The following is a 25,462-nucleotide window of genomic DNA, read 5'->3' as shown; positions in this document are numbered from 1 at the left end:
CTTAGGGCGAAGAATGTTAGCCAAAACCTTAAGTGCGGTGCAAAATTTGGTTGTTTTTCTTATTTTACACAATAAAAAAACACGGCGTTTTTCACTTAAAATCTCAGCGTTTGGTAAAATTGGCTGAAGCGAATAATTCAAGTAAAACTTTAAGTGCGGTACAAAATTTGGTTGTTTTTCTTATTTTACACAATAAAAAAACGCTGAGTTTTTCACTCAATCTCCGCGTTTTTTGGGGGAAAAGTCCGTTTTATTCACAGCGATGTTGTAGCTGTAACGCTAAGCCACTCTGTCGTTTCGTTTGTTTTCGCACGGCAGTTTTCCAGCTTTGTTCGGTGCTGAAAACGGTAACTTGGGTTTTGGCTCGGGTGATGCCAGTGTACACCAATTCGCGGGATAAAATGGGGTTAGGGTCGGTGGGGAGTACCATTAGGGCGTGGTTAAATTCTGAGCCTTGCGATTTATGCACGGTCATCACAAAAGCGGGTTCGTGGCTGGGGATACGGCTGGCGAGTTCGCGTTTGCCGTTTTCAAAATAAAACCGTCCGCGTTTAATACCTTGTTCATCGTGGCTAATGAGATATAAGCCAATATCGCCATTATATAAGCCCACATTGCTGTCATTTTGTATAATCATTATGGGCTTGCCTACATAATGTTCGCGGGATTGGAGAAATTGCACCAGCCCTTTTGCTCGCAAACCTTCGGCGATGTATTGATTGAGTTTTTCGCTGCCTAACTCGCCTACTCTTAACGCAGTTAAGTAACGCACTTGGTTAAAGGCGGCAAAAATATGTTGCACTTGCTCAGGGGTGATTGGCGAGGTTTGTTCGCTTAACTTTTGGATTTCTTGCAAAAAATAGGTGTAATTTAACACCGCACTTTGCACTACCCTTTTCGCACAATGTTGTTGATAAACAAGGCTATTCCCCTCTTCGCTCTGATATTGTGCCAAATCCACAAGGCTTAAGGCTGAATTTGTGACAACATCACAATTAATCTCATCATCTACCTGCTGGCTGACTTGTTGAAAATGGGTGATCGCGATGTCTTTATGCAAAAATTGCCAGCTCTCTTCGGCTTTGCCTTGATTAATCAGCTTAGCTAAACGCCCAATGGCTGAATGTTCATCAAAGCGGTGGCTTTGAGTTAAATGGCAAAGGTGATCGCGAATAGGATTGCCCGCTGGATTTGACGCTAATGCTTGCCCTGTGGTCTGGGATAAATAGGCAACAAAATCAGGGCTGTATCCTTGAGCCAAAAACTTACCTAGCTCAGCCAAAATCGCCCCAGCTTCCACTGAAGCAAGCTGATCTTTATCGCCAAGCAAAATTAATTTCGTTTGCGGTTGCAAGGCTTGGAGCAATTTCGCCATTAGTGATAGGTCGATCATTGAAGACTCGTCCACCACCAGCACATCAAGCAAGAGCGGATTTTGCTTATTGTGCTTTGGATTTTCCTCAAAAAAACGCACGCCTAGCAAGCGGTGCAAGGTTTCAGGCTGAGTGGGAATGGCTTGGATCAATTCATCATCAAGAGCGAGTTCCTTTTTCAAGCGAGCAAGGGAATTATCCATACTCTCTTTTAAGCGTGCCGTTGCCTTGCCCGTTGGGGCGACCAGTTTAATGCGTAACTGCTGTTGATAAAGGGTTTGCAACGCGAGCAGTAGGCGGGTTACGGTGGTGGTTTTGCCCGTTCCTGGCCCGCCACTGATCAGGGTGAAAGCCTGTTTCATCGCCATTGCTACCGCGATTTTTTGCCAGTTGATTACGCCTTTTTGTGGCGTTTCAGGGAAATATTTTTGCAACACCTCCGCAATTTGTGCATTTTCTAAAGTGCGGTCAAAAACGCCGAGATTTTGCACCGCACTTTGCATTTTTTGCGTTGCTTCATTCGCCACGTTCATTGACTGAGTGCTTTTAGCGAAATACTCCGCAACGCGATATTCATCTTGCCAAATGCGATAAAAATATAAGCGTTCAAATTGAAACACCAGCGGGGCAACTTTGTCTTGAGGCTGGTGAGTAAAGGCGATGTGGGATTGCAACTGAGATTGCCACTGCTCAACGGGCAAATGCTCAATTTTTTCATTAATACGGTGCAAATAATCCCGCTCGCTATAGGGCAAATTCAGCAACGCGGGCAATAAATCCGCCTCTAAGTGCAAGCAACTATGCCCTTGTTGATAGGAATAATGACAAAGTGCAGCAAGCAAAATGGCTAAATTTTGTTGCAAAGGGGAATAAGGCTGTCCTTGCTGTTTTTCCGCAATCAAGCGGGCGAAATGGTAATCGCCCTCGCTGAGAATGCTTTTTTGTTTGAGTTCTTTTAAAAGACTGAGCATTAAAATAATTCCTCTAAAGCTTGAATGAGCCGCCAATCGGGCTTATCAAAAAACACGCCTGTTTGATCTTGCCCGTTCATTCCACGCAAAAATGTATAGATCACGCCGCCAAAATTCCGTTCATACTGATAATGGGGATCACGTTGGCGAAGATAGCGGTGCAAGGCGAGGCTATAAAGCAAATATTGCCAATCATAAAAGCCTTGTTGCATCACAGCGGGCAAGCGGTCGGGCTGATAATTTTCCGCTTGATTGCCAAGTAAATTCGATTTGTAGTCCAGAATATAATATTTGCCATTGTGACGAAAAACGAGGTCGATAAACCCGCGTAACATTCCCTTCAAGCGTTCAAAAATCAGGGCTTGGCTTGGGTAAGGGTGATATTGGGACAAGGCTCGATTAAAGCCCGTCGCGTCAAAATTTTTGCTCAATTTCAAATAAAACTGCATTTCTTTTAAGCAATCTTGCGGTTGAATTTGTGCCAAGCTGAGACTTTCCCCCGCTAATAATGGGCTGTGATAAATCGCCTCAAACCATTGTTTCAGCGGTGAAATCCATTGTTCATCAAGTTGTAACTGCTTGCACAGTTTTTGTAAGTTCTCTTCTTCTATCGCTGATTGAGCGGTGTTTTTTTCTAAATAGCGGTGCAAAATCGTTCCCACTCGTACGCCACTTGGCAACTCGAAAGGGGAAAAACCTTGCGGATAAGGGCTATCTTGCAGTGGATTTTCTTCTAGCAAGATCGCATTTTCTGCCATTGAGGTTTCGGCGGGAAGATTAAAATCATAATCTCGGCTTTGATCAAAAACGTTAAACATTTCCACCGCACTTTGATCTTGGGCGGAATCTAGGGCGTTCAATTTATTACGTTGATGTTTATGCACGATGTCGGTAAAACTGGTTACCCCCCAATGATATTCAATCTTGCCACGAAATATCGCGGGGCTAAAATGTTGCTCCGCTGTGGTTGGCATAATGGCTTCGCTTGGCGTGAGTTCACTCGCCTCTCGCAACGCAACGGCGTTCGTGCCAACTTTTTGTTGCAACGCTCGCAATAATGGCTCGACTTGATAATCCTTCTTTTTCAACGCCGTTTCTTGCCCGATTTCCCCCTCCGTTAGCACATATAAAAAACTATTCCAGCTAGCTTCAAAGGTTTTTGGCAGGCACATCGCCACTTGGTATTTGGCTCGGGTTAATGCCACATAGAGCAAGCGTAATTCTTCCGCGAAGGTTTCTTTATCCACTTGATCTTGTTGCTGATTTTCCATATCCCACAGCACTTTCTCTTGCTGTGGTGAATAATAAGTGCTGATCGCATTTTTTTTGTTTTTCGCAGGAGCGGAAATAAAAGGCAACCAAACTAAATCATAAGCCAGCCCTTTGGATTTATGAATGGTAACGATTTTCACCAAATCTCGCTCGCTCTCTAGGCGAATGGTTTCTTCAAGGCGATCTGTGCCTTGAATTTGCTTTTCAAACCAACGCAATAACCCCGCTTCACTCTCATTCAGACGGCTGGCTTGTTGTAATAATTCCGCAAGATGCAGAAAATCTGTAATGGTGCGTTCGCTTTGTGCATTGGCAAGCAAGCGTTGGGTTAAATCACTGTTGAGCAAGAGCTGGTGTAACATCACCAAAATGCCTTTTTGTTGCCAGGTTTTTTGATAGGCAAAAAATTGCTCAACAAGGTTCTCCCACGCGTTTTCATCTTGCTTGATTTGGTAAATTTCCGCACTGGTTAAATTGAATAAACGGGTGGCGATGGCATTTAAAATATAGCGTTCATTCAACGGGTTTAAGCAAGCTTGCAAAATCAATGCCATTTCTTGAGCGGAGGGGCTGTCAAACACGTTGCTTTTGTCCGATAAATACACCGATGCAATGCCTAAATTTTGCAAGGCAGTTTTGACTAATTCCGCTTCGTGGCGATTTCTCACTAGCACGGCGATATTTTTCGCTTTAAGCGGTTGATCGGAAAAATGGGCTTGATTTTGTACCGCACTTTTTAACCATTGTTGAATGGAAATGGCACAATATTGGGCGAATGCTTGGCGATCATTTTTTTCGCTCAGATAACAACTTAATGCAGGCTCATCTTGTCCGTTAAGATTAAACGCTGGCAAGGCTTTTCCCGCTTTGACGGGGGAAAACTGAATGCCGTCAAATAAAAAGGGCGGTTGCGAGCTAAAGTTAAAAATGCCATTGACGCATTCAATTAATTCTGCGGTAGAACGCCAGTTTTCTTGCAAAGTAAAACGGTGATCCGCCTGTTGCGAGGCTTTAAAATAGGTGAAAATATCCGCACCACGGAATTTATAAATAGACTGCTTAGGATCGCCAATCATAATAAAGCCCGACTGTTGCGGGGCATTTTCAATATAAATTTTCGAGAAAATTTGATATTGCTGTGCGTCCGTATCCTGAAATTCATCAATCATCGCAAAGGGATATTGATTGCGGATCAGCGTTGCTAATTCTTGTCCATTTTCCGCATACAATCCATCACGCACCAAACGTAATAAATCATCAAAGCCTTTTTCAACGTGCTGTTGTTTGTAGTGAATGAGCTTCTGCCGAATGCCTGTAATGCAATGATACAGCACCAGTGGCAAGCTGAGCGTTGAGCATTCCTGCTGTTGAGCGAGGGCTTCCGCCTGTTCAAAAAGAAAATGTTGCAGCGGCGTATTCCCCGCTTTGGTTTTCTCAATAATTTTGGCAGCGGTGAAATGCTCAAAAACATCAGGTAACGCAAAATCATTGGGGTTATTCGCCCATTGACGCATTTTGTTAAACCGACTTTCAACCCACGAAGTGCGGTAGTTTTTTTGGCTAGATTTATTTTCTTCCAACAGGTCAAACAACGCTTGTTCATTGCTCAGCCATTGTTGTTTGAAATGAGAAATGGATTGATACAGTGGAAGCAAGCGTTGCTGAAAAAATTCATCAAGGGATAAATCCAGCAAACTCGCGTCAGAAAGGGCAACGTTAAAGGTTTCTGCCCCTAAATAAGGCTCAATTTTTTTCAGTAATTCTTGCGGATTATAGAGTTCTCTTTGGATAAACTGTGCGATCGCAAGAGGCTGATGATAAAAGGTTTCTCGCCAAAATTCATTGGTGAGGCGTTCGAGCAATTCGCTCTCATCTCTCACCAATTCCAAATTAAAATGCACGCCCGAGTTAAAGGCATATTGCATTAGCATACGACGACAAAAACTATGGATCGTGTAAATGGCAGCGGTGTCCATACTCTGCTCTGCCCAGCTCAGGCGTTGAATACTTTGCGATAAATCAGGCAAGGTTTTAACCAGCTCGCCTAATAGGGGATCACCACCCGCGATGAAAACCTGCGGATCATTGCTGGCTTGATATTGAAGCAATAATTGCTTGCTTTGATAGATCCTTGCTCGAATACGCTCCCGCAATTCTTGCGTTGCCATATCCGTGAAGGTAACCACCAAAATTTTATCCACAGGCAACGGCTGGTCAAAGCAATTTTCGCCCGCTTGGAGCAATAAACGAATATACAATGAAGCCATTGTGTAAGTTTTACCCGTGCCTGCTGAGGCTTCAATCAAGCCCACCCCTTGCAAGGGCAGTGTAGCTGGGTTAAGTATTTCTGTTTTTGTCGTCATCATAAATTAAAAATTCAAGACTTTATCCGCTTCCATCGTCCAATCTGCCAGTTCTGCCAAGGTGCCAATTTCTACGCCCTCTGCAAGAGCAAGGTTTTGAATCCCTCGAGCATTGGCACAGGTTTTGCATAGTTTAATGGTCGCCCCTTGTGCAGTGAGGGTTTCGATCATTTGTTGTAAATGATAACCTTCGGCAGGCGTTTGCTGTGCTAACCCACCAACCACCGCATCAGACATAAAAAATAAGCGTAATTGTACCGCACTTTTATGCTGTTCTTGTAGCTGTAATGCTAAACGCAAAGCACTAAAAAAATGCTCGTCACCATAGGGGGACGAATGAAGAATAAATAACAGCTTTTGCATTTTGATTTCCTTTGTTAGAGGTGAGATGTGAAAAGTGGGCGGTTTCGCCCACTTAATTTCTTTAAATTTAAACTTAGCCTACCCAAACAAATTTTGCAATGAAGAGTAAGGAAACCACCCAAACAGGGGCATTCACTTCTTTCCAGCGACCTGTGCAAACTTTCATTACACAGTAGCTAATAAAACCAAAGGCGATCCCTTCAGTGATGGAATAGGTGAACGGCATCATTGCTGCGGTGATAAAGGCGGGGGTGGCTTCGGTTAAATCTTCCCATTGCACACGAATTAGGCTTGATGCCATTAAAATTCCCACATAAACCAACGCACCTGCGGTAGCATACGCAGGCACGACGCTGGCTAATGGTGAGAAGAAAATGGTGAGTAAGAAAAGCAAGCCAACCACAACGGCGGTCATTCCTGTACGCCCACCAACGGAAACCCCCGCTCCACTTTCAATATAGGTGCTAATCGCAGAAGTACCGATATAGGATCCCGCCACCGCACTTACGCTATCCACATACAAGGCTTGTTTCATTTTCGGGAAGCGGCCTTGTTCATCGCTAATCCCAGCTTTATCAGTTACGCCAAGCAATGTGCCTGAAGAATCGAATAAATTGACAAGTAAGAAAGAGAAAATAATGCCGAGCAATGCGGTATCCAACGCACCGACAATATCCACTTTACCCACCACTGGTTCAAGGCTTGGTGGCATTGAAATGATCCCGTGAAACACAACGCTATCATCAAATAATAAGGCTAAAGTTGTAACCACTGCGATAGAGATCAACACGCCAGAATAAATATTGCGTGCCGCTAGCACAACGATAATAAAGAAGCCCAAAATCCCCATTAACACTTGCGGATTGTGTAGCTCACCTAATGCCACTAAGGTCGCGGGGTTTGCCACCACTAGGCCCATATTTTTAAAGCCGATCAGGGAGATAAAAAAGCCAATCCCCGCCCCGATGCCGACGCGTAAACTGAGCGGAATTGATGCCATTAACCAATAGCGAATTTGGAACAGCGTTAGCACTAATAAGCCAACCGATCCCCAAAAGATCGCCCCCATTCCCACTTGCCACGAGTAGCCTAATTTGCTCACTACCACATAAGCAAAAAAGGCGTTTAGCCCCATTGCGGGGGCGAGTGCGATAGGCAAATTGCTGAACAAGCCCATTGCAATCGTGCCGAAAGCGGCGATTAAACAGGTGGTAACAAACACCACTTGTTTATCCATTCCCGCCTCGCCTAACACGGACGGATTAACAAAAACAATATAAACCATCGTGAAGAAGGTGGTGATCCCCGCGATAATTTCTGTTTTTGCTGTGGTATTTTTTTGCTTGAGTTTAAAAAGTTTTTGTAGAACAGACTGATTTTCCATTTTTTAATCCAATTTCGTTGATAAAAAAGATGAAAAACGCGACTTAAAGAAGGGTGTTTTTCCTGCCAATTCTAGCAGAAAGCAAACGATTTCGCGATAGATTTTTCGCAAATTTTTCTCGTTGTTTCAATTCAAAATCAGGCAAGGCAGTATTATTTTGCAATCAAATAACGATAATAGAAAAAGCAAAGTGCGGTGGAAAATTTGCTTATTTTTCTGACCGCACTTTTTACTGTGTATTATCGCCGTTAAAGCTCAATAAAATGAAGCTCAAAATAAAGTAGGGCTGAAATCTTAATAACCTGCTTGATACACTTGCTCGGCTAATTTCACTGCCATTAAAGCGAGGGTAAAGCGTTGGTCATCTGCCACTGACCAAAATTCAATGCCATTTTGCACCGCACTTTCGATCTGGCTAAGGTTGCTTAAATGCAGCTTCACGTCATTTTCGCCGTTTTCCTTTTCCCCATTAATCACAGGGGTAATGAGCGTTTCGGGTTGATAATCAAGCAAGGCATTTTGTTGCCACATTTCCGCAACGGCTTCGCTCGATACCTCATAATCAAAAAACGCACTCACCTGCTGAGCCATTCCATAAAACACGGGCACTTGCACTTGGTGGAACACCACATTATCAAGCTGTGGGAAAATTTTTTGCACTTGAGCAGATAAATTGGCACTTTTCACAGGGAAAACATCAAAGGCTAGGCGTTGCACATTTTCATCTAACGGAATGCCGTTCAAAAGCCGTGCAGTTTGTCCCGCAAGCTCAGCAACTTTTTCATCACCCATATAAGACGCGGGCAGGAATGAGCTGATAATGAGTTGTTTTAACGGATAATTTTGTAAAACGTCCGCCAATGGCAAAAGGCTTTGCGTAACTTGCGGGTTCGGGAGAGAAACGATATTACGCTGACGCAACTCCGCTAATTGCTGATCGTTCACCGTTGGAATAACCACAGGAACATCAGGCAAGCTGGCACAAATGCCAAACAGATCAATAAGCACACAACCCGCTTCTGCCGCTTTGGCTAAATGGCTGGCGTGAGCCACTTCACCCGCGAAAAACACATAATTGAAGGCTGACCAGTCCGCGTCTTCGGGTGAAAACTGAGCAACGGCTTTATTGTTGAAACGAATGCCTTGTTCTTCATTAAATGGGTAAATTTCTACCACAGCCAACTCTGCAATCTCTAATTGACTTTGGGCTAGGCTATCGGCGAGTTTTTCGGCAAGCTCAAATTCTGCCGCAATCGCAAATTTTAACATTTTTTCTCCCTTGATCTTGATAATCAGCGTAAAATAAGCCCCGTATTTTACAGAATTTTTGTAGGAAAGGAAAATGACACCCGCGATTGATTTACTAAAAAAGCAAAAAATCCCTTTTGTGCTTCATCATTACGATCACGATCCCAATAATACGCATTTTGGCGATGAGGCGGCGGAAAAGTTGGGTATTCCGCCTGAGCAATCCTTTAAAACTTTGCTTGTTGCTGAAAATGGCGATCAGAAAAAACTGGCTTGTTTTGTGTTGCCGACAGCAAATAAGCTCAATTTGAAAAAAGCGGCAAAAGCCATTGGTGCGAAAAAAGTAGAAATAGCAGAGAAAGACGCGACACAGAAAAGTTCAGGTTATTTAGTGGGGGGAATTAGCCCTTTAGGACAAAAGAAACAGTTGTGATTGCTCAATCCGCGTTAGACTTTACGCAAATTTACGTTTCAGGTGGAAAGCGTGGCTTGAGCGTTGAACTCGCACCGCAAGATCTTGCCCGTTGTATTAATGGGATCTTTGCCGATATTCTTGATGAGAAAGACTAACTCATATTTCGATTTGTCTTATTTTGAAGACATAAAAAAGGCTCAAGCGAAAAAGGGGAAAACAGCTTGAGCCAAGATCATAGAGAATGCAAAAAGGAATTAAAACGCTGAAGTATCTTGGAATAATCCAACTTTGAGATCCGTGGCGGTGTAAATTACTCGACCGTCCACTTCAACTTCACCGTCGGCTAAGCCCATTACCAATTTGCGGTTTACCACACGTTTCATATTAATGCGGTAAATCACTTTTTTCGCTGTTGGCAAAATTTGCCCAGTGAATTTCACTTCACCAACGCCTAAGGCTCTGCCCTTTCCTTTGCCGCCGATCCAGCCCAGATAGAAACCGACAAGTTGCCACATCGCATCTAGCCCTAAACAACCCGGCATTACGGGATCGCCGATAAAATGACAAGCAAAGAAGGGTAAATCAGGGTGAATGTCTAATTCTGCTTCAATATAACCTTTCTCAAAATCGCCACCTGTTTCACTCATTTCTACAATGCGATCCATCATCAACATTGTGGGAGCGGGAAGCTGTGGGCCTTGCTTACCAAATAGTTCACCACGTCCTGATGCCAATAAATCCTCATAGCTGTAGCTACTCTTCTTATTCGGTGTACAAGTGTTCATTATTTTTTATTCCTCTTAATGATGACGATACGGATTGTATCAACTTTTCAGGCATTCTATCAGCTATTTCACAAAATAGATAGAGCTAACACTTGTTAGCTCAACTTATCGGATCAGTGGGATTGAAATGTCATTTCAAATAAAAAAATAGGCGACCTCACTTGTCGCCTATTTTCGAGATGTTGCACGATGCCACGTTTTATCGGCTAATGTTTCCGCCTAAACAACCAATGCCAAAAGCCACTTTTTTGTTGCTCGGAATGGAGCGATAAGCGTTGATTAATCAGCAGGTTTAAAGGTTGGTTTTCCTCATTGTAAGTGCAATCTTCTTCCGCTAATAAATGCCGTTTGAAGAGAATTTCGCAGGCTTGGAATACATCTTCCACCGCCCAAATAAAAAACTGCTGATTTTGCACCGCACTGACGACTTGTTCAGAAAGGCTCAGTTGAGGCTGTACGGCAGTGGGAATGATTACGCCCTGCTCGCCCGTTAGCCCACGCTTTTCGCAAATTGCGAAAAAGCCTTCAATTTTCTGATTAACTCCCCCTACGGAATGCACCAAACCAAATTGATCGATCGCCCCTGTGATGGCGATAGATTGTGGCAGCGGTTGCTGAGATAACGCACTTGCCAACACACAAAAACACGCCAACGACGCACTGTCGCCATCAATTTCGCTGTAGGACTGCTCAAAGGCGATAGAAGCTGAAAAAGGCAACTGGCTAGGCAAATCTAACATATTCGCCAAACACACTTCAGCAATCATTGTACCTTTGGCGTGAATATTCCCTGCTAGCTCATTTTTTCTTTCTACATCAACGACTTCCCCTTCACCTAACTGCACTACACAGCTAATACGCGAGGGTTCACCAAAAGAAATGGGGCTACCCGGATATTCAATCACTGATAACCCGTTGATTTGCCCCACTGCCTCCCCTTGTGTGGCAACATAAATTTGTTCGTGCAGAATATCCGCGTAAGTTTGCTGTTGCAAAAAGCCTTGTTGCTGTTGTTTCGCTTGAAAATATTGTTCAAAATCCACCGCACTTAATGAAGATTTCTGCACCAGCGTACGGGTGTTACTCAGTATTTCTTTTAATTTCAGCGGGGAAATGCTAATGCAATAGCGATCTTCACTTTCTCGCACCAAGAGCTGGTACAATTTATTCAGCCCCTCTGCGGAAATTTCCAGCCCGAAAGATTGTGCATAAGATCGCACATAATCGCCCCATTGTTGCTGATCTTGTTCATTCTCTAAAGAAAAATAGCTTTCGATTTCGCTATAATCTGCCAACTGATAGAGGGTTTCGTCCAGTTCTTCTAATAAGGCAAGTTGTGTGCGATCGCCGAGCAAAATCACTTTCAAAGCAAGGGGATAGCTCGGAATTTCACAAGGCAAGGCTTTATAAGGGGGCGAAGATTGCCAATGAAATTGTTGCTCAGTTAAGATCTGCTTCAAACGTTCCCACAAGCCCACCTGCGTTAATAAAGGTTCAACGCTTAAAATCAACACACCACCGTTTAACTGATGCACCAAGCCACTTTGTAAATCAATATGTTGCGATGAAGAATGAACGCGAACATTGCCGAAGAGCCGTTGGCTATCATAATAAATCGCACTAGCAACCGCTTTTTTATTGGCAAAGTTGGCTTCGTGGTGTTGAGCAGCCCGCATTGTGATGTGAGGAAATGTCTGTGCTGAGCCTTGTTCAATCTCATAATGCACACCGTGGATCGGTAGTGCTGGCGGCTGTAAATTGCTGACGTAATCCGCCAATAGTGCCGCATATTCCGTTTGCTGATCCGCTTTCAACACTAACAAAGTGCGGTCAGAATTTTGCATAAATTGCGTGATACTCGCACTAGCACGCGGCTGTAAAGCAAAAAAATCCGTCGCTTGCGATGTGGCAGTTTGCACCGACAACCTAGGACGTAAATGCTGCCAAGATAAAGATTGATTAAATAATGCAGGCAAGGCTTAAGGCTCTCTTGGTTAATTGAAAAGGGTGATTATCGCATATTTCGCCCTAAATCAAAAATTTACTGGCGAAAAAAAAGAGAACAGCGTAAACTTAACGAGTTACCGCGTAACGAGAGGGGAAATTGACGATGAAATATCAAAAATTAGAAAACCAAGAAGCCCATTGGAAATGGCTCTATTTAACCAAAAAAGCCCGTGAAGGGGAGCAAATTACACGTTATGAAGAACGTAGTTTACAGCAAGAAATGATTCGCCAGCTTATTGCAGCACAAAACCATTCTGCGGAAATTGAAGAATGGGTGAAAACACACCTTTCACCGAAGTTAGTGGTGAAATTGGATCAAGCCATTCGTGCGCGGCGTAAACGTTTTTTTAATGGCGAAAAACAAACCACCAAGAAAAAATCTATCGATCTTGAATATGCCGTGTGGTTACGCCTCTCAAAATATGCGAAAAAAATGAAAATGACCCTCTCTGAAACCATCACTTATATGATTGATGAGCGAGAAAGCAAAGTCGCCTATGAACATCAAATGTCGGCAATGAAAGAGGGGTTGAAAGATTTGTTGAAAAAATAGACCGCACTTTCTACATTACCAATAAACCGATCTTGACTTGATAAAACTTAACGTATCGTTATAGAAAAATGTTTTTCGCATTCATATCAGGTTACTTTAAGTGCTTTCTACTCAACGCTTGTATGAATGCGAAATCTATCTAGTTATAAGTTTTCCCCACATTATTTTCAACGTAGTTTCTTTTCCAAATCGAGTAAAAAATTTTTACCTTCATAAAATAGGATCTAATCTTACCGCACTTCAATAAGAAAATCTTGGGCTTGATCGGTTAGTTCTCCCACTTCGATCAACGCAATGCCCTCTTGCTGAGCTAGTGCGATAACCTCATCAATGGTTTCAGGTTTCACGGCGATGAGCAAGCCACCTGAGGTTTGCGGATCGCATAATACGGCTTTTTGTAGATCGGTCATCGGTGAAATTTTATGCCCGTAGCTGTCAAAATTTCGCCCTGTGCCGCCCAGTACGCAACCTTTTTCGATATAACGAAGCACGCCTTCTAAGGTTTTGATTTTGTCAAAATCCACTTTCGCATTAAGGTGTGAGCCTTCGCAAATCTCGCTTAAATGCCCCAACAAGCCAAAGCCTGTTACATCGGTCATCGCGGTAATGCCATCAAGTTCGGCAAATTTCGCACCAATTTTATTCATTTGGCACATCGTGGCGGTGGCTAAGCCTTTATGCTCCGCTTTGAGTTTGCCTTTTTTCTCGGCGGTCGTTAAAACGCCAATGCCTAACGGTTTGGTTAAATAGAGCTTGCAACCTGCCTGTGCAGACGCATTCTTTTTCACTTTATCCGTTGCGATCACGCCTGTTACCGCCAAACCAAAAATTGGCTCGGGAGCATCAATGGAATGTCCGCCCGCGAGGGCAATCCCCGCTTGTTGGCAGGCGAAACGTCCACCATCAACAATACGCTGTGCGACACTTGGCGGTAATAATTTAATCGGGAAGCCTAAGATGGCAATCGCCATAATCGGTTTGCCCCCCATTGCATAAATATCACTGATGGCGTTGGTGGCAGCAATGCGTCCAAAATCGAAAGGATCATCCACAATCGGCATAAAGAAATCTGTTGTGCTAATAATGCCTAGCCCGTTGCCGATGTCATAAACCGCCGCGTCATCTTTGGTTTCATTGCCGACTAGCAAATTAGGATCAACAAATTTTTCCATTTCTGAATGCAAAATGCTTTCCAACACTTTGGGGGAAATTTTACAACCACAGCCCGCCCCGTGGCTGTATTGAGTTAAACGAACGGTTTCTGCCACGGTTTGATTTAAGGCATTTTGTACATCATTAAAATTTGCGTTTTCTTGCATCATTTTTTCCTCGCTTTACCATCAACTGATGAGTGAATGTTGGCATTATACGCCGATTTATTAAGTGCGGTGATTTTTTGTGAGATTTTTGGCTTAAATCAGTTAAAATGGCTTATCCTTATTTTTCAATAATATGCCAATGAATAGACGAAAACGCCCTACGTTACAAATGATTGCCGACCATCTTGGCTTAACCAAAATGACTATCAGCCGTTATTTACGCAATCCAAATTCTGTTGCACTTGAAACGCAACAAAAAATCGCTGCGGCGATTGAGCAATTTGGTTATATTCCAAATCGGGCACCAGATATTTTATCCAACGCAAAAAGCCTCGCTATTGGTGTGCTGCTTCCGTCACTTACCAATCAAGTGTTTGCTGAAGTACTCAAAGGCATTGAGCTAATCACAGATCAAGCAGGCTATCAAACTATGGTGGCACACTATGGATATAGTGTAGAAAAAGAGGAACAACGCATAGAAAGCCTGCTGTCTTACAATGTCGATGGGCTGATTTTATCAGAAAATCACCATAGCCCTCGCACTTTGAAAATGCTGGAAGTGGCAAATATTCCTATCATTGAAATTATGGATAGCAGTGAAATGGGGATTCAACAAGTCGTGGGATTTGATAATGTGGCTGCTGCACAATCAATGGTAGAAACGCTCATTCATTATGGTCATAAAAACGTCGTTTATTTTACTGCAAGAATGGATAAACGCACGAAGCTAAAAATGCAAGGCTATGAAAATGCAATAAAAAAACACGGTTTAATGCCGCATAGTTTAATTACATCCGAGCCATCATCTTTCACTTTAGGGGCAAATTTATTGCGTCAAACCCTAGAACAATATCCTGATACCAACGGTATTTTCTGTACGAATGATGATTTAGCAATAGGAGCATTATTTGAATGCCAACGTTTAGGCATAAAAATTCCACAAGACATCGCCATTGCTGGCTTTCACGGTCACGATGTAGGGCAATCAATGACACCTCAACTCGCTACTGTTATCACACCAAGGTTGGAAATTGGCAAAATTGCCGCTCAAGAGCTATTAAATCGCTTAAAAGGTATTCCGATGCAAAGTCATATTATCAATTTGGGCTATGAAATTCATTTGGGGGAAAGTATTTAGCAATAGAAAATAACTAAAACTAACCTGTATATTTCAATTACCAAACTAAACTGTAATGTAACAGCTGAAAATAGATCGCTTTATCCATTGATTTTTTGTTAATTTTTCAACACGTCAAATTAATCAAATAGAGGTATTACACTAGAAAAAAAGAATAATTTAATTTTAAAATGCTTGTTTTATACACAAAACAAATAATTAATTGTTTATTTTTTTTTATTTTTGTTACAGACTATGCAACCCAATTCTGATACTTATCTTCATATAAAAAATTAGGAGTAAAAATGAAAAAATCATTATTAGCAACATTAATTCTAGGCGTTACTTTGGGAACAACAGGCTGCTTTGATAAAGAAACCAAACAAACTATTACTCAAAAAACCGCTGAATTAAAGGATACTGTTGTAGAAAAAGCAGCAGATGTTAAAAATGTTGTAGTTGAAAAAGCCGCTGAAACTAAAGAAGCTGTAGCACAACAAGCTTCTGATGTTAAAGACGCTGTGGTAGAAAAAGCCGCTGATGTTAAAGACGCTGTAGTAGAAAAAGCAACTGATGTTAAAGATGCAACAATTGAAAAAATTGAATCTATAACAAAATAATATAAATACTTATTCAAGTGGTTATAAAAACCACTTGAATTATTCCACAATATTCTTATCCACATCTTAAAATAACTTTAAATATACCTATTTTTGTGTATAATTTTTTCCTGCTTCGTCCTGTAGGGGGGCGGGGAGAATGCTCTTTCACTTCCTATAGTTTCACTTAAACTTTATTACAAAGCAGGTATCTATATGAAAAATGTGAAAACATTACCTCTCAACATTTTTACTTCCGCCCTTGTATATTAAAATTAATATAAAATAGCAACAAAACCCCGTTATCTGCATCTCGCGTCCGCCCTAGGCAACAAACCGAGTTGTAGCAATGAGAGCAGATAACATTTCACCAAAAAACCGAACAGTTGCCAGACTTAAACCCGAATGCAAGGCAGGTTAATGATGAATGAACAAACTTATTGTGGTATTGATGTTGCTAAACGTCATTTCGTCATTGGGCTTTCTACCCAAAAACGAACTAAGACCGAAACCAACAACCCGAAAGGGATTGCACATACCATTGAGTATTTACGTCGTTTCAGTGTGGACTTAATTGTCCTTGAAAGCACCGGTGGGCTTGAACTCCCATTAGCTAAAGCACTCCACCGCACAGGCTTTCGTGTGGTGATTGCTAACCCGCGACAAACCAATCAGTTTGCGATGTCGCAATCACTAGCAAAAACCGACAATAAAGATGCCAAAATGTTGGCTTTTTACGCCCAAATGCTCGCAATGCGTGATAATGTAGCACAGCAGCTTTACATACCACCCACTCCCGAGCAGGAACAGCTTGAAGCCCTTGTTTCACGCCGTAATCAGCTTGTTGAAATGCGTTTTGCGGAGAAAAACCGCCTTGAACAAGTTCATTCCACACAAGTATTCAGTGTTGAACAGCATATCGACTATCTCAGCCTGCGTATTGATGAGCTGGATAGGGAAATCGAACAGCATCTCAAACATTTTGACGATACAATAAAAAAGTTTAAAGACATCAAAGGGTTGGGTACACAAACAATAGCCGTTTTGATGTCAATGTTGCCTGAGTTAGGTCAATACACACATAAACAAATCGCTTCACTTGTTGGTGTTGCACCCCATCCTAAAGAAAGTGGCAACACCAAATGGAAAAGCCGCTGTTCAGGTGGTCGCAAAGCCGTACGAAATGCACTGTATATGGCAACATTTGTTTGTGTGCGTTTTGAGCCTAAACTCAAACAATTTTACGAACGCTTACGTGCTAATGGTAAGGCGTTCAAAGTGGCGATTAACGCCTGTATGCGTAAACTTCTCACCATTTTAAATGCGATTGTCCGCGATGACTCGCAATGGGACGCTCACGCACTTTAATTAACGAATTTGTATTTTTGCTTTTTAGCTGAATACAGTTGCTTTAGTATGGGTCTCCTTATTTCATCAAATGCCCAAGCAAACTATAATTTAGCCAAATCCTCACTAGATGAGATTCACCGTGATGCTCAAATTGAGTTAAATAAGGCTATTGAGTCAGGTAAAAAAGCTCGTCCCAACCTAGCTAAATTAACTCCTTTTTTACCCTATATTCTTAATGGTGTTAAAGATTTTAATTCATTAAGCCAGCAAGAACAATTTTCTCTACTTGGCAACAGATTGCTTATGATAAGTAATTCTTCAGACCCAAGACTACAAGGATTTAAATCACTCTTTCAGAGCCAAAAGGTAGACATAGGAGAAACTGCGAAAGACCTTATTATCTCAAGTACACACTATAAACTTTTTGAAAAACTAAGAAAATTTGAAGAGAATAATATGTCATATCTTTCAGATATTCAACATGGTCCAAATCTTATCGCCAGTCAATATGCAGAGTTGCAATTTAATTTACATATGTTGAATAAAATGAATAAGTTCCAATCTGGAGCCTATGCTGACTTAGTAAATACTTCGCTTTATGAGAAAGAAGTTAATGTAAAAATGCCTTATTTGGTGGTGGGATACCAGTATCAAATTGGTAACAATATGAAATTAGGTACATTTGCAAACTTTGCTGTAGATAGCATTTCACGCAATAGCAAATATTCAAAAGACGATGAGGCTATAGGAATTGGCTTTAATGCAAGCTACAAATGGGGAGCAAGTACTATTGCATTACTTACCAACATTATTCGCCACAACCAAAGTTTCACGGCAAACCAATCTGAAATTTTCACCGTTTACCCACCAACGGCTCGTTACCATCTTTATAGTGGAAATGTTACTTTCAAGGCTGACTATGCCTATCAAACAACAGCGGCTTTATCTCTCACCCCAGGTTTAACTTACCAATATAACTATACCCAAGGTAAAGAGGTTGAAACTAACTACCTCGGTGCAGATTTTACTTCACCATGATTAAAAACTCAGAGTGTAGGATTAAACTTACTCACTCAATATCAACAAAATGGCTGGACTATTGGGCTTGATTTAGGTGCTGCTTATTTTAAACTCCGTTCCGGTGAAACCAATGAATTTGGTAAATTAGGTTATTATCAATCCATTGATTTATCCGATACTTCTAGCACAGTACAAGCGGATAGAAAAGTTTACTATGTACAATCTAAAGACCGCACTTATAGAAAAAATCTATCTGAATATAAGTTATATGCCAACTTGGATTTTAGTAAAAAACTCAATGATAAAGTGAACGTAGAAACAATGATTGGCTATACACATTATACGAAAACGAAATTGCACGGCGTAAACTGGGGTGTCAAATTTAGTTATTTATTCTAAATCTTGATAAAAATAAACGCCCTTATTTGATCTGCCCCCAAAAAGTTAGACTATATTCTAATTTCATTCAAGGACTGAGTTCTGTATTCCACAGGGCTTAGTCCTTTGAGCTTCACTTGAATACGCTCATTGTTGTAGTAATGAATGTACTCGTGAATCACTTTTTCAAGCTGTTCAAAGGTTTCAAACCGCTTGCCAAAGTAACATTCCGTCTTCAATCGCCCGAAAAAGCTTTCCATCGCACCATTATCAAGGCAATTGCCTTTTCTCGACATACTTTGCGTAATACCGTGTTTTTTCAATATCTCCCGATAACCCATCATTTGATACTGCCATCCTTGGTCGGAATGCAGTATCGGTTTTTCCCCCGCTAATCGGTTCACCGCCTGGGTCAACATTCTAGTTATCTGCTCAAAATTCGGACTTCTCGCCACATCATAAGCAATAATTTCGTTATTAAACAAGTCTTTAATCGGCGATAAATACACTTTGCCTTCCGCACATTTGAACTCGGTGATATCCGTTACCCACTTCTCATTCGGCATCGTTGCCGTAAAATCCCGTTGCAACAGATTATCGGCAATGTGTCCCACTTTGCCTTGGTAAGAACGATATTTTTTCTGCTTACTTTTTCCTTTTAACCCCAAACGTTGCATTATCGCTTGCCCCCTTTTGTGGTTGATAATCAAGTATTTCCTTAATTCCAAGGTAATTCGACGATAACCATAATTTTCGTCATTTTTGCGATAAATTTCCTCTATTTTCTGTGAAATCGCTACATTTTTATCCGACTTTGGCTTGAGATGATAAAAGAACGAACTGCGTGCCAATCCGATTAGCCTGAGTAACAATTCCAACGGGAAACGCGAGCGTAAGGCATTTACGATGACGGCTTTTTCTGCATTTTTTGTTGGTTGAGTTCCTGCAACTTTTTTAGCATTGCATTCTCCGCTTCTAATTCCAAAATTCGGTAACGCAAGCGTTCTTCTTCTGTTTTGGGCGTTGGTGGCATTTTAGGTGAGTTGAGTTTCATACTTGGACGACCTTTAGGTTTGAGTAATAACCCATCTATACCTTGTTTTTCAAAGCGTTGCAACCATTGACTAATTATCCCTGAACTGGGGATATCAAAGCGAAAGCAGGCGGCTTCAGCGGAGCACTGGCCTTTTTTGATAGCTTGAATAACCTTTAATTTAAACTCAACAGAATAACATCGTTTTTTACCTAACACAGCTAATCCATTGATTCCATTATGATTAAATTTCGCAATCCAACGTGCTAACGTGCTTTGGGGAAGCTGAAAATACTGGCGAGTAAGCGAACGGTTTTTTCCATTTTGATGATAAAAGTCGAGCACTTGTTGTTTGAAACGTTGAGTATATTTAGTCATAAAAAATCTGCACCTTAATCAGTTGGTTGTTTAGTCCAACTTTTGGGGTGCAGATCATTTTACGCCCAATTTCCTTAATGTGGCGGGGCAGTTTGGCAAGCACCCGTCTAACACGATCAAGGCTTGGCAACATTTCAAGCATTAATGGCTGATCCGCAAAACGCTCTCGCCAATGTTGAGCAAAATAGCCATAGGCTTCTGCCACATTAATGCCGTTGGTTTGGCGATATTCCGCTAAAAAATCAGGCAACCAGCTAATTTCTTCCGCTTTTTTAGCTACCCGTTGCATCGGTACAAGGGCTTTTAAACGCTCTTCTGGGGTGGTCGCTTTTTCATAATCCAACACCCATTGATTTAAGGTGCGTTCACCAATCACACGGCTTTCACCTTTTTTGTTATTCGCCTTAGCCACTAATTGCATTAATTCAGGTGATAACAAATGTTGTTTAGCCTGTTGGCAAAAAAACTTCACTGCTTTATAACGGGGTTGCACTTCTTCCAACTTCAGCACATACGCCACCAACGCCATTCTTGCTTCCGCCGCTTGGCGTTGTTTTTCGGTCAATTCAGTCAACGCAACCGATCGCATTACAGGCAATTTTTTCGGTTTAGCTACCACCACTGATGTGGCAAATTTATCTCTGATTTCCTCTTGCACCTCTTGAGGGAAAGAGGAAAGGGCGTATTCAACACCACCGCCTTTCACACCAACTAATGGGCGAGATGTCCATTTTTCTTTTTTAGCTAATCTAGTAACATTAGTAGGGTATTTAGATAATCCAGCTACACCAGCTAATTCTTTTGCACTAAACCATACTTTCATAGTTAACCCTTTTTACTTAGCTATTCTTTTGATAACGGCTAGGCCATATTTCGCACGGCTTCATTCCTAACGCTTCTGCGATAATTCGTTCTCCATTCGGATAGCGTTTATCAAAAACATTGCGTAATGTTGTTTTAGCCAATCCGTGCTTGACTCCTAATTGAGATAGAGAAATACCTTTCTTCATCAATTCATATCGAATATCAGCTCGTTGCATATCAGTAATTCTTTTTTTCTTGCTCATTTTGATCTATCCTGTAGGGTTAGTTATTTAACTACGCATTCAAGTACTTGATTAACCGTGATTAAGAATAATATATCTTAATCCTTTGTAAATCAATGGGTGATTAAGAAAAATTTTCAAAATTTTCTTATCTTTTTGTTAAGTTATTGTTTTTAAATAACTTAATCATTTTAATCTCATTTTCTAAAATTGATTAAGAAGGGTAGTTTATGAAATCACAAGAAAAAGTTTGGTACTCAGCAAAAGAATTAGAAAAATTGGATCTTCCAGAAATGCCAAAACTGGCAACAAATATTACTCGTAAGGCATTGAAAGAATCTTGGTATAAAAGAGATGCTGTAGGAACCAAAGGAGGGGGATATGAATACCATATTTCCTCTTTCCCTAAAAAAGCCCAAATGAGTCTAGGTTTTAAAGATGCTATTGAAGCATATAGAGAGGATTTGCAATTATCACTTAAAGAAAAAGATGTTGCTCCCATTGTAGATATTCCTCAAAGCTATGAATTAGCTAATTTAAGAATATCAATGATTACAAGTTTTAGTTCAATTAATGTATCTGCGGGCTTTGGTAGTTTTAATGAAGGAGTAACCAAGCCAGATGGGAAAGAACCTTATTCAGATACCTTACTACAAAGCCTAAGAGTTATTCCAGAGAAATGTGCTGTATTTTGGGCTAATGGTGATTCAATGACCCCAACTATTGAAGATGGAGATCAACTACTTGTAGATTTAAGTAAAAACGAAATAAAAGGCGGAGATAAAATTTACTTAGTTCAAAACGGTGAAAGCGTATGGGTTAAGCGTGTAAAAATGAAATGGGACGGTGTAGAGCTTGTGAGTGATAACAAAGAAGAATACCCCCCAATCAAAATTACTGCAGAAGAAGCCCAAGATCTCCAAATCATTGGGCAAGTAGTTCACATTGGACATAGTTTAGTTTAAGCATCATAAAAACAAGGCGATTTCCTTGAAACCGCCTTGCTTAATCTTTATTGCCATTTTTAAAGTTTTAAACCTATTTTAAAAATCTTTGGGGCTGTCCTAGATAACAACTAAAAAATCTATTTAGGTTAGAATGAACCAATGAGAAAAAGTCGTCTAAGTCAGCACAAACAAAATAAACTCATTGAGCTATTTGTTGCAGGTGTTACTGCAAGGACAGCAGCAGAGTTAGTCAATGTAAACAAAACGACTGCCGCATATTACTTTCATCGTTTACGCCAACTCATCTATCAAAACAGCCTTCACTTAGAGATGTTTGAAGGTGAAATTGAAGCCGATGAAAGTTATTTTGGCGGTGCTCGCAAAGGCAAACGTGGTCGTGGTGCGGCAGGGAAAATTGCGGTATTCGGGCTTCTCAAGCACAATGGCAAGGTTTATACCGTTGCGGTTCCAAATACGCAATCTGCCACCTTGTTACCCATTATTCGGGAGCAGGTAAAGCCTGATAGTATTGTTTACACCGATAATTATCGTAGTTATGACGTGCTTGATGTGAGTGAATTTAGTCATTTTCGTATCAATCACAGCACACATTTTGCTGAAAATCATAACCACATTAACGGAATTGAGAATTTTTGGAGCCAAGCAAAACGCCATTTACGCAAATTTAATGGTATCCCAAAAGCGCATTTTGAGCTTTATTTAAAGGAATGTGAATGGCGTTTTAATTACAGCAACATAAAAAGTCAAATTTCTATTTTAAAACAATTGGTTAAAGGGAGTTTAGTCTAGTTATCTAGGACAGCCCCAAATCTTTTAAAAACCATCTAAACCCCGATCGCTTTTATGCAAAAAATAATCCAATTTTTACCCATTTTTTACCATTCCTGCTCATTTTCCTATTTTGCATAAAACCAACGCCCCAACCGCAACAATCCCAATAACCACAAGCCCTCCCGCAATTTTTACCCCAAATTTTTTTCCTTTACTTTATGCAAATATTGTTACTACCCCATAAAAATAAATAAAAAAGTAATTAGCTATTTTTCGTTTCAAAAATAGGTACTATCTTGGTTGCATGCGACCCTTTTTCTCCATGCACCACCTCAAAATTGACTTTCTGTCCTGCTTTCAAAGAACGATAGCCTTCCATTTCAATCACTGAATAATGAGCAAAAATATCTGATTCACACCCTTCTGCAGAAATAAATCCAAATCCTTTTGCGTTATTGAACCATTTAACAACACCAATTTCCATAATAAACATTTAACCTCTAAATGGATTTTCTATCTAAGATAGAATTTTTAACTTCATAAAGCATCTTGCCTTACTCCCTAAGTGGTACATAATCATTAAATAAATTTATTCTTTTATCAATAGAAAATAGTCTAAAATCAAACAGAGATCACAAAATTTATTTATCTATGTATAGCTTACACAATTCAGCAACTAAATAATTGGGGCTGTCCTAGATAACTAGACTAAACTCCCTTTAACCAATTGTTTTAAAATAGAAATTTGACTTTTTATGTTGCTGTAATTAAAACGCCATTCACATTCCTTTAAATAAAGCTCAAAATGCGCTTTTGGGATACCATTAAATTTGCGTAAATGGCGTTTTGCTTGGCTCCAAAAATTCTCAATTCCGTTAATGTGGTTATGATTTTCAGCAAAATGTGTGCTGTGATTGATACGAAAATGACTAAATTCACTCACATCAAGCACGTCATAACTACGATAATTATCGGTGTAAACAATACTATCAGGCTTTACCTGCTCCCGAATAATGGGTAACAAGGTGGCAGATTGCGTATTTGGAACCGCAACGGTATAAACCTTGCCATTGCGCTTGAGAAGCCCGAATACCGCAATTTTCCCTGCCGCACCACAACCACGTTTGCCTTTGCGAGCACCGCCAAAATAACTTTCATCGGCTTCAATTTCACCTTCAAACATCTCTAAGTGAAGGCTGTTTTGATAGATGAGTTGGCGTAAACGATGAAAGTAATATGCGGCAGTCGTTTTGTTTACATTGACTAACTCTGCTGCTGTCCTTGCAGTAACACCTGCAACAAATAGCTCAATGAGTTTATTTTGTTTGTGCTGACTTAGACGACTTTTTCTCATTGGTTCATTCTAACCTAAATAGATTTTTTAGTTGTTATCTAGGACAGCCCCAAATAATTATTCCCCATACGTTTTATTTCTCTAAGAAATCGTTATTTAACATTATTTTTTTCCTTGTTTTTTTGATGCTGCTCTCTCAGTTCTTTAGCGACTATCGAAATTGCTTCCCCACTATTCACTCCCTGAGCCATTAATACCTGAATTTTTTCTACGGCTTGTTGCTGTTGTTCGTGAGTTAAACTTAATAATGCCTGATCTAACATATTTTACCTTTATTAAACCAAAAGAAATCAGTAATATACCAATAAAATTTACAAACACAACTCGAGAGGAAACAATTATGCTTTTTAACTTAAAAAACCGTCATTTACTCAGCCTTGTTCATCACACCCCACAGGAAATCCAATTTTTACTTCAACTAGCCAAAGAATTAAAACAGGCTAAATACACAGGAACGGAACAACCTAGATTAAAAGGAAAAAATATTGCTCTCATTTTTGAAAAAACCTCTACCCGAACACGTTGCTCTTTTGAGGTGGCTGCTTACGATCAAGGGGCGAATGTAACCTATATTGATCCAAACTCCTCCCAAATTGGTCATAAAGAAAGTATGAAAGATACCGCACGCGTACTTGGAAGAATGTATGACGCCATTGAATATCGCGGTTTTAAGCAAGCCGTAGTAAATGAACTAGCCGAATATGCGGGAGTGCCAGTCTTTAACGGTTTAACTGATGAATTTCACCCAACTCAAATGCTTGCTGATGTATTAACCATGATGGAACATAGTGATAAACCCTTATCAGACATCAGCTATGTGTATATTGGTGATGCACGCAATAATATGGGCAATTCATTGTTATTAATCGGGGCAAAATTAGGAATGGACGTACGCATTTGTGCACCAAAAGCCTTGCAACCAGAAGCGGAATTAGTGGCAATGTGTCAGGAGTTCGCACAGCAAACAGGAGCAAGAATCACCATTACAGAAGATGTAGAGCTTGCCGTGAAAGGCGTTGATTTCGTGCATACGGACGTTTGGGTATCAATGGGCGAACCACTTGAAAGCTGGGGCGAACGCATTAATTTGCTGTTACCTTATCAAGTAACCCCTGCTCTAATGCAACGCAGCGGCAATCCTAAAGTGAAGTTTATGCACTGCCTGCCCGCTTTCCATAATTGCGAAACCGAAGTCGGCAAAAAAATCGCCGAAAAATACCCGCACTTAGCAAATGGCATTGAAGTCACGGAAGAGGTGTTTGAATCACCAATGAACATCGCCTTTGATCAAGCAGAAAACCGTATGCATACTATTAAAGCGGTAATGGTAGCGTCTTTAGCATAATGACTTCATTAATATTATAACTGCCACAAAAAATGCCCTTAGTCGGGCAT

Annotated in this window: 21 protein-coding genes and 2 pseudogenes; 9 read left to right on the top strand and 14 right to left on the bottom strand. The window is 40.8% G+C overall.

The genetic code is table 11. The features are described from left to right. Positions 1 to 250: 250 nt before the first annotated feature. The 5 genes from recD to DXZ23_RS14970 form a co-directional block, all read right to left on the bottom strand. Complete coding sequence (gene recD, locus DXZ23_RS14990) at positions 251 to 2,344, bottom strand: exodeoxyribonuclease V subunit alpha (protein WP_021724723.1); 2,094 nt, start codon at positions 2,342 to 2,344, stop codon at positions 251 to 253. Beyond that, positions 2,344 to 5,979 (bottom strand): exodeoxyribonuclease V subunit beta, encoded by a 3,636-nt coding sequence (gene recB, locus DXZ23_RS14985; RefSeq protein ID WP_035696062.1) that lies wholly within the window; start codon positions 5,977 to 5,979, stop codon positions 2,344 to 2,346. The genes recD and recB overlap by 1 nt, the downstream gene beginning before the upstream one ends. Positions 5,980 to 5,985: 6 nt before the next feature. Then, on the bottom strand, positions 5,986 to 6,342 hold the full coding sequence (locus tag DXZ23_RS14980; RefSeq protein ID WP_017807284.1) for a DsrE/DsrF/TusD sulfur relay family protein: 357 nt from the start codon (positions 6,340 to 6,342) through the stop codon (positions 5,986 to 5,988). A 73-nt stretch (positions 6,343 to 6,415) separates the two neighbouring features. Then, on the bottom strand, positions 6,416 to 7,726 hold the full coding sequence (locus DXZ23_RS14975) for an NCS2 family permease (RefSeq protein ID WP_017807285.1): 1,311 nt from the start codon (positions 7,724 to 7,726) through the stop codon (positions 6,416 to 6,418). Between the two features lie 294 nt (positions 7,727 to 8,020). Beyond that, positions 8,021 to 8,995 carry an oxidoreductase gene (locus DXZ23_RS14970; protein ID WP_017807286.1) on the bottom strand — a complete coding sequence of 325 codons (975 nt, stop codon included), beginning with the start codon at positions 8,993 to 8,995 and terminating at the stop codon, positions 8,021 to 8,023. A gap of 73 nt (positions 8,996 to 9,068) precedes the next feature. On the opposite strand from DXZ23_RS14970, the pseudogene ybaK reads away from it, so the two are divergent. After that, a pseudogene (ybaK, locus tag DXZ23_RS14965) lies at positions 9,069 to 9,544 on the top strand (Cys-tRNA(Pro) deacylase). Between the two features lie 99 nt (positions 9,545 to 9,643). Here ybaK and fabA read toward each other — a convergent pair. Both fabA and DXZ23_RS14955 read right to left on the bottom strand, forming a co-directional pair. Continuing rightward, entirely contained in the window at positions 9,644 to 10,174 is a 531-nt protein-coding gene (fabA, locus tag DXZ23_RS14960; protein WP_017807287.1) for a bifunctional 3-hydroxydecanoyl-ACP dehydratase/trans-2-decenoyl-ACP isomerase, read from the bottom strand. Between the two features lie 206 nt (positions 10,175 to 10,380). Further along, positions 10,381 to 12,093, bottom strand: coding sequence for an AAA family ATPase (locus tag DXZ23_RS14955; RefSeq protein WP_017807288.1), 1,713 nt, complete (start codon positions 12,091 to 12,093; stop codon positions 10,381 to 10,383). 191 nt (positions 12,094 to 12,284) lie between these two features. Here DXZ23_RS14955 and matP point away from each other — a divergent pair, with 191 nt between their 5' ends. Further along, positions 12,285 to 12,734, top strand: a complete 450-nt coding sequence (gene matP / locus DXZ23_RS14950) for a macrodomain Ter protein MatP (RefSeq protein ID WP_017807289.1) — start codon at positions 12,285 to 12,287, stop codon at positions 12,732 to 12,734. A 230-nt stretch (positions 12,735 to 12,964) separates the two neighbouring features. Here the strand turns inward: matP and selD are convergent, their stop codons facing one another. Continuing rightward, positions 12,965 to 14,002: a selenide, water dikinase SelD gene (gene selD, locus DXZ23_RS14945; protein ID WP_026138608.1), complete on the bottom strand. Its 1,038-nt coding sequence runs from the start codon at positions 14,000 to 14,002 to the stop codon at positions 12,965 to 12,967. 190 nt (positions 14,003 to 14,192) lie between these two features. Here selD and gntR point away from each other — a divergent pair, with 190 nt between their 5' ends. The 4 genes from gntR (at position 14,193) to DXZ23_RS14925 (ending at position 18,157) form a co-directional block, all read left to right on the top strand. Beyond that, on the top strand, positions 14,193 to 15,191 hold the full coding sequence (gene gntR, locus DXZ23_RS14940) for a gluconate operon transcriptional repressor GntR (RefSeq protein ID WP_026138609.1): 999 nt from the start codon (positions 14,193 to 14,195) through the stop codon (positions 15,189 to 15,191). Positions 15,192 to 15,475: 284 nt separating this feature from the next. Then, entirely contained in the window at positions 15,476 to 15,790 is a 315-nt protein-coding gene (locus tag DXZ23_RS14935) for a hypothetical protein (RefSeq protein ID WP_017807293.1), read from the top strand. 399 nt (positions 15,791 to 16,189) lie between these two features. Further along, positions 16,190 to 17,137 carry an IS110 family transposase gene (locus DXZ23_RS14930; protein WP_017805811.1) on the top strand — a complete coding sequence of 316 codons (948 nt, stop codon included), beginning with the start codon at positions 16,190 to 16,192 and terminating at the stop codon, positions 17,135 to 17,137. Positions 17,138 to 17,185: 48 nt separating this feature from the next. Beyond that, positions 17,186 to 18,157 (top strand): autotransporter domain-containing protein, encoded by a 972-nt coding sequence (locus tag DXZ23_RS14925; protein WP_017807537.1) that lies wholly within the window; start codon positions 17,186 to 17,188, stop codon positions 18,155 to 18,157. 431 nt (positions 18,158 to 18,588) lie between these two features. Here DXZ23_RS14925 and DXZ23_RS14920 read toward each other — a convergent pair. The 3 genes and pseudogenes from DXZ23_RS14920 to DXZ23_RS14910 form a co-directional block, all read right to left on the bottom strand. Continuing rightward, a protein-coding gene (locus DXZ23_RS14920; protein WP_114995388.1) for an IS3 family transposase occupies positions 18,589 to 19,928 on the bottom strand; the annotation gives its coding sequence in 2 pieces (ribosomal slippage) (positions 18,589 to 19,478 and positions 19,478 to 19,928; 1,341 coding nt in all). A gap of 58 nt (positions 19,929 to 19,986) precedes the next feature. Beyond that, a pseudogene (locus tag DXZ23_RS14915) lies at positions 19,987 to 20,751 on the bottom strand (DNA-binding protein); the annotation flags it as partial. A gap of 16 nt (positions 20,752 to 20,767) precedes the next feature. Next, on the bottom strand, positions 20,768 to 20,995 hold the full coding sequence (locus tag DXZ23_RS14910) for a helix-turn-helix domain-containing protein (RefSeq protein ID WP_017805661.1): 228 nt from the start codon (positions 20,993 to 20,995) through the stop codon (positions 20,768 to 20,770). 209 nt (positions 20,996 to 21,204) lie between these two features. On the opposite strand from DXZ23_RS14910, the gene DXZ23_RS14905 reads away from it, so the two are divergent. Beyond that, complete coding sequence (locus DXZ23_RS14905) at positions 21,205 to 21,939, top strand: helix-turn-helix domain-containing protein (protein ID WP_021724732.1); 735 nt, start codon at positions 21,205 to 21,207, stop codon at positions 21,937 to 21,939. Between the two features lie 141 nt (positions 21,940 to 22,080). Beyond that, complete coding sequence (locus DXZ23_RS14900; protein WP_035695512.1) at positions 22,081 to 22,731, top strand: IS1595-like element ISHpa1 family transposase; 651 nt, start codon at positions 22,081 to 22,083, stop codon at positions 22,729 to 22,731. A 244-nt stretch (positions 22,732 to 22,975) separates the two neighbouring features. On the opposite strand, the gene cspD is transcribed toward DXZ23_RS14900, so the two are convergent. From cspD to DXZ23_RS14885, 3 genes are all read right to left on the bottom strand, one after another. Further along, the gene (gene cspD / locus DXZ23_RS14895) at positions 22,976 to 23,197 is read right to left on the bottom strand and encodes a cold shock domain-containing protein CspD (protein ID WP_026138643.1); all 222 of its coding nucleotides are present in this window, start codon (positions 23,195 to 23,197) and stop codon (positions 22,976 to 22,978) included. 219 nt (positions 23,198 to 23,416) lie between these two features. Continuing rightward, positions 23,417 to 24,067: an IS1595-like element ISHpa1 family transposase gene (locus DXZ23_RS14890; RefSeq protein WP_017806567.1), complete on the bottom strand. Its 651-nt coding sequence runs from the start codon at positions 24,065 to 24,067 to the stop codon at positions 23,417 to 23,419. 92 nt (positions 24,068 to 24,159) lie between these two features. Then, positions 24,160 to 24,330, bottom strand: coding sequence for a YoaH family protein (locus DXZ23_RS14885; RefSeq protein WP_017807439.1), 171 nt, complete (start codon positions 24,328 to 24,330; stop codon positions 24,160 to 24,162). A 77-nt stretch (positions 24,331 to 24,407) separates the two neighbouring features. Here DXZ23_RS14885 and DXZ23_RS14880 point away from each other — a divergent pair, with 77 nt between their 5' ends. After that, the gene (locus tag DXZ23_RS14880) at positions 24,408 to 25,412 is read left to right on the top strand and encodes an ornithine carbamoyltransferase (RefSeq protein WP_017807440.1); all 1,005 of its coding nucleotides are present in this window, start codon (positions 24,408 to 24,410) and stop codon (positions 25,410 to 25,412) included. Positions 25,413 to 25,462: the final 50 nt, after the last annotated feature.

Source organism: Avibacterium paragallinarum (genome assembly GCF_900450705.1).
In the GTDB taxonomy this organism is placed as follows: domain Bacteria; phylum Pseudomonadota; class Gammaproteobacteria; order Enterobacterales; family Pasteurellaceae; genus Avibacterium; species Avibacterium paragallinarum.
This window is presented reverse-complemented; position numbering and strand designations above follow the sequence as displayed.

Excerpts from the sequence above, each read along its gene's own strand:
- DXZ23_RS14935 (WP_017807293.1), top strand. The coding sequence starts at position 15,476 with ATGAAAAAATCATTATTAGCAACATTAATTCTAGGCGTTACTTTGGGA.
- gntR (WP_026138609.1), top strand. The coding sequence starts at position 14,193 with ATGAATAGACGAAAACGCCCTACGTTACAAATGATTGCCGACCATCTT.
- DXZ23_RS14925 (WP_017807537.1), top strand. The coding sequence starts at position 17,186 with ATGGGTCTCCTTATTTCATCAAATGCCCAAGCAAACTATAATTTAGCC.
- cspD (WP_026138643.1), bottom strand. The coding sequence starts at position 23,197 with ATGGAAATTGGTGTTGTTAAATGGTTCAATAACGCAAAAGGATTTGGA.
- DXZ23_RS14910 (WP_017805661.1), bottom strand. The coding sequence starts at position 20,995 with ATGAGCAAGAAAAAAAGAATTACTGATATGCAACGAGCTGATATTCGA.
- DXZ23_RS14880 (WP_017807440.1), top strand. The coding sequence starts at position 24,408 with ATGCTTTTTAACTTAAAAAACCGTCATTTACTCAGCCTTGTTCATCAC.
- recB (WP_035696062.1), bottom strand. The coding sequence starts at position 5,979 with ATGACGACAAAAACAGAAATACTTAACCCAGCTACACTGCCCTTGCAA.
- DXZ23_RS14930 (WP_017805811.1), top strand. The coding sequence starts at position 16,190 with ATGATGAATGAACAAACTTATTGTGGTATTGATGTTGCTAAACGTCAT.
- recD (WP_021724723.1), bottom strand. The coding sequence starts at position 2,344 with ATGCTCAGTCTTTTAAAAGAACTCAAACAAAAAAGCATTCTCAGCGAG.
- DXZ23_RS14890 (WP_017806567.1), bottom strand. The coding sequence starts at position 24,067 with ATGAGAAAAAGTCGTCTAAGTCAGCACAAACAAAATAAACTCATTGAG.
- fabA (WP_017807287.1), bottom strand. The coding sequence starts at position 10,174 with ATGAACACTTGTACACCGAATAAGAAGAGTAGCTACAGCTATGAGGAT.
- DXZ23_RS14970 (WP_017807286.1), bottom strand. The coding sequence starts at position 8,995 with ATGTTAAAATTTGCGATTGCGGCAGAATTTGAGCTTGCCGAAAAACTC.
- DXZ23_RS14975 (WP_017807285.1), bottom strand. The coding sequence starts at position 7,726 with ATGGAAAATCAGTCTGTTCTACAAAAACTTTTTAAACTCAAGCAAAAA.
- DXZ23_RS14885 (WP_017807439.1), bottom strand. The coding sequence starts at position 24,330 with ATGTTAGATCAGGCATTATTAAGTTTAACTCACGAACAACAGCAACAA.
- DXZ23_RS14980 (WP_017807284.1), bottom strand. The coding sequence starts at position 6,342 with ATGCAAAAGCTGTTATTTATTCTTCATTCGTCCCCCTATGGTGACGAG.
- matP (WP_017807289.1), top strand. The coding sequence starts at position 12,285 with ATGAAATATCAAAAATTAGAAAACCAAGAAGCCCATTGGAAATGGCTC.
- DXZ23_RS14905 (WP_021724732.1), top strand. The coding sequence starts at position 21,205 with ATGAAATCACAAGAAAAAGTTTGGTACTCAGCAAAAGAATTAGAAAAA.
- DXZ23_RS14900 (WP_035695512.1), top strand. The coding sequence starts at position 22,081 with ATGAGAAAAAGTCGTCTAAGTCAGCACAAACAAAATAAACTCATTGAG.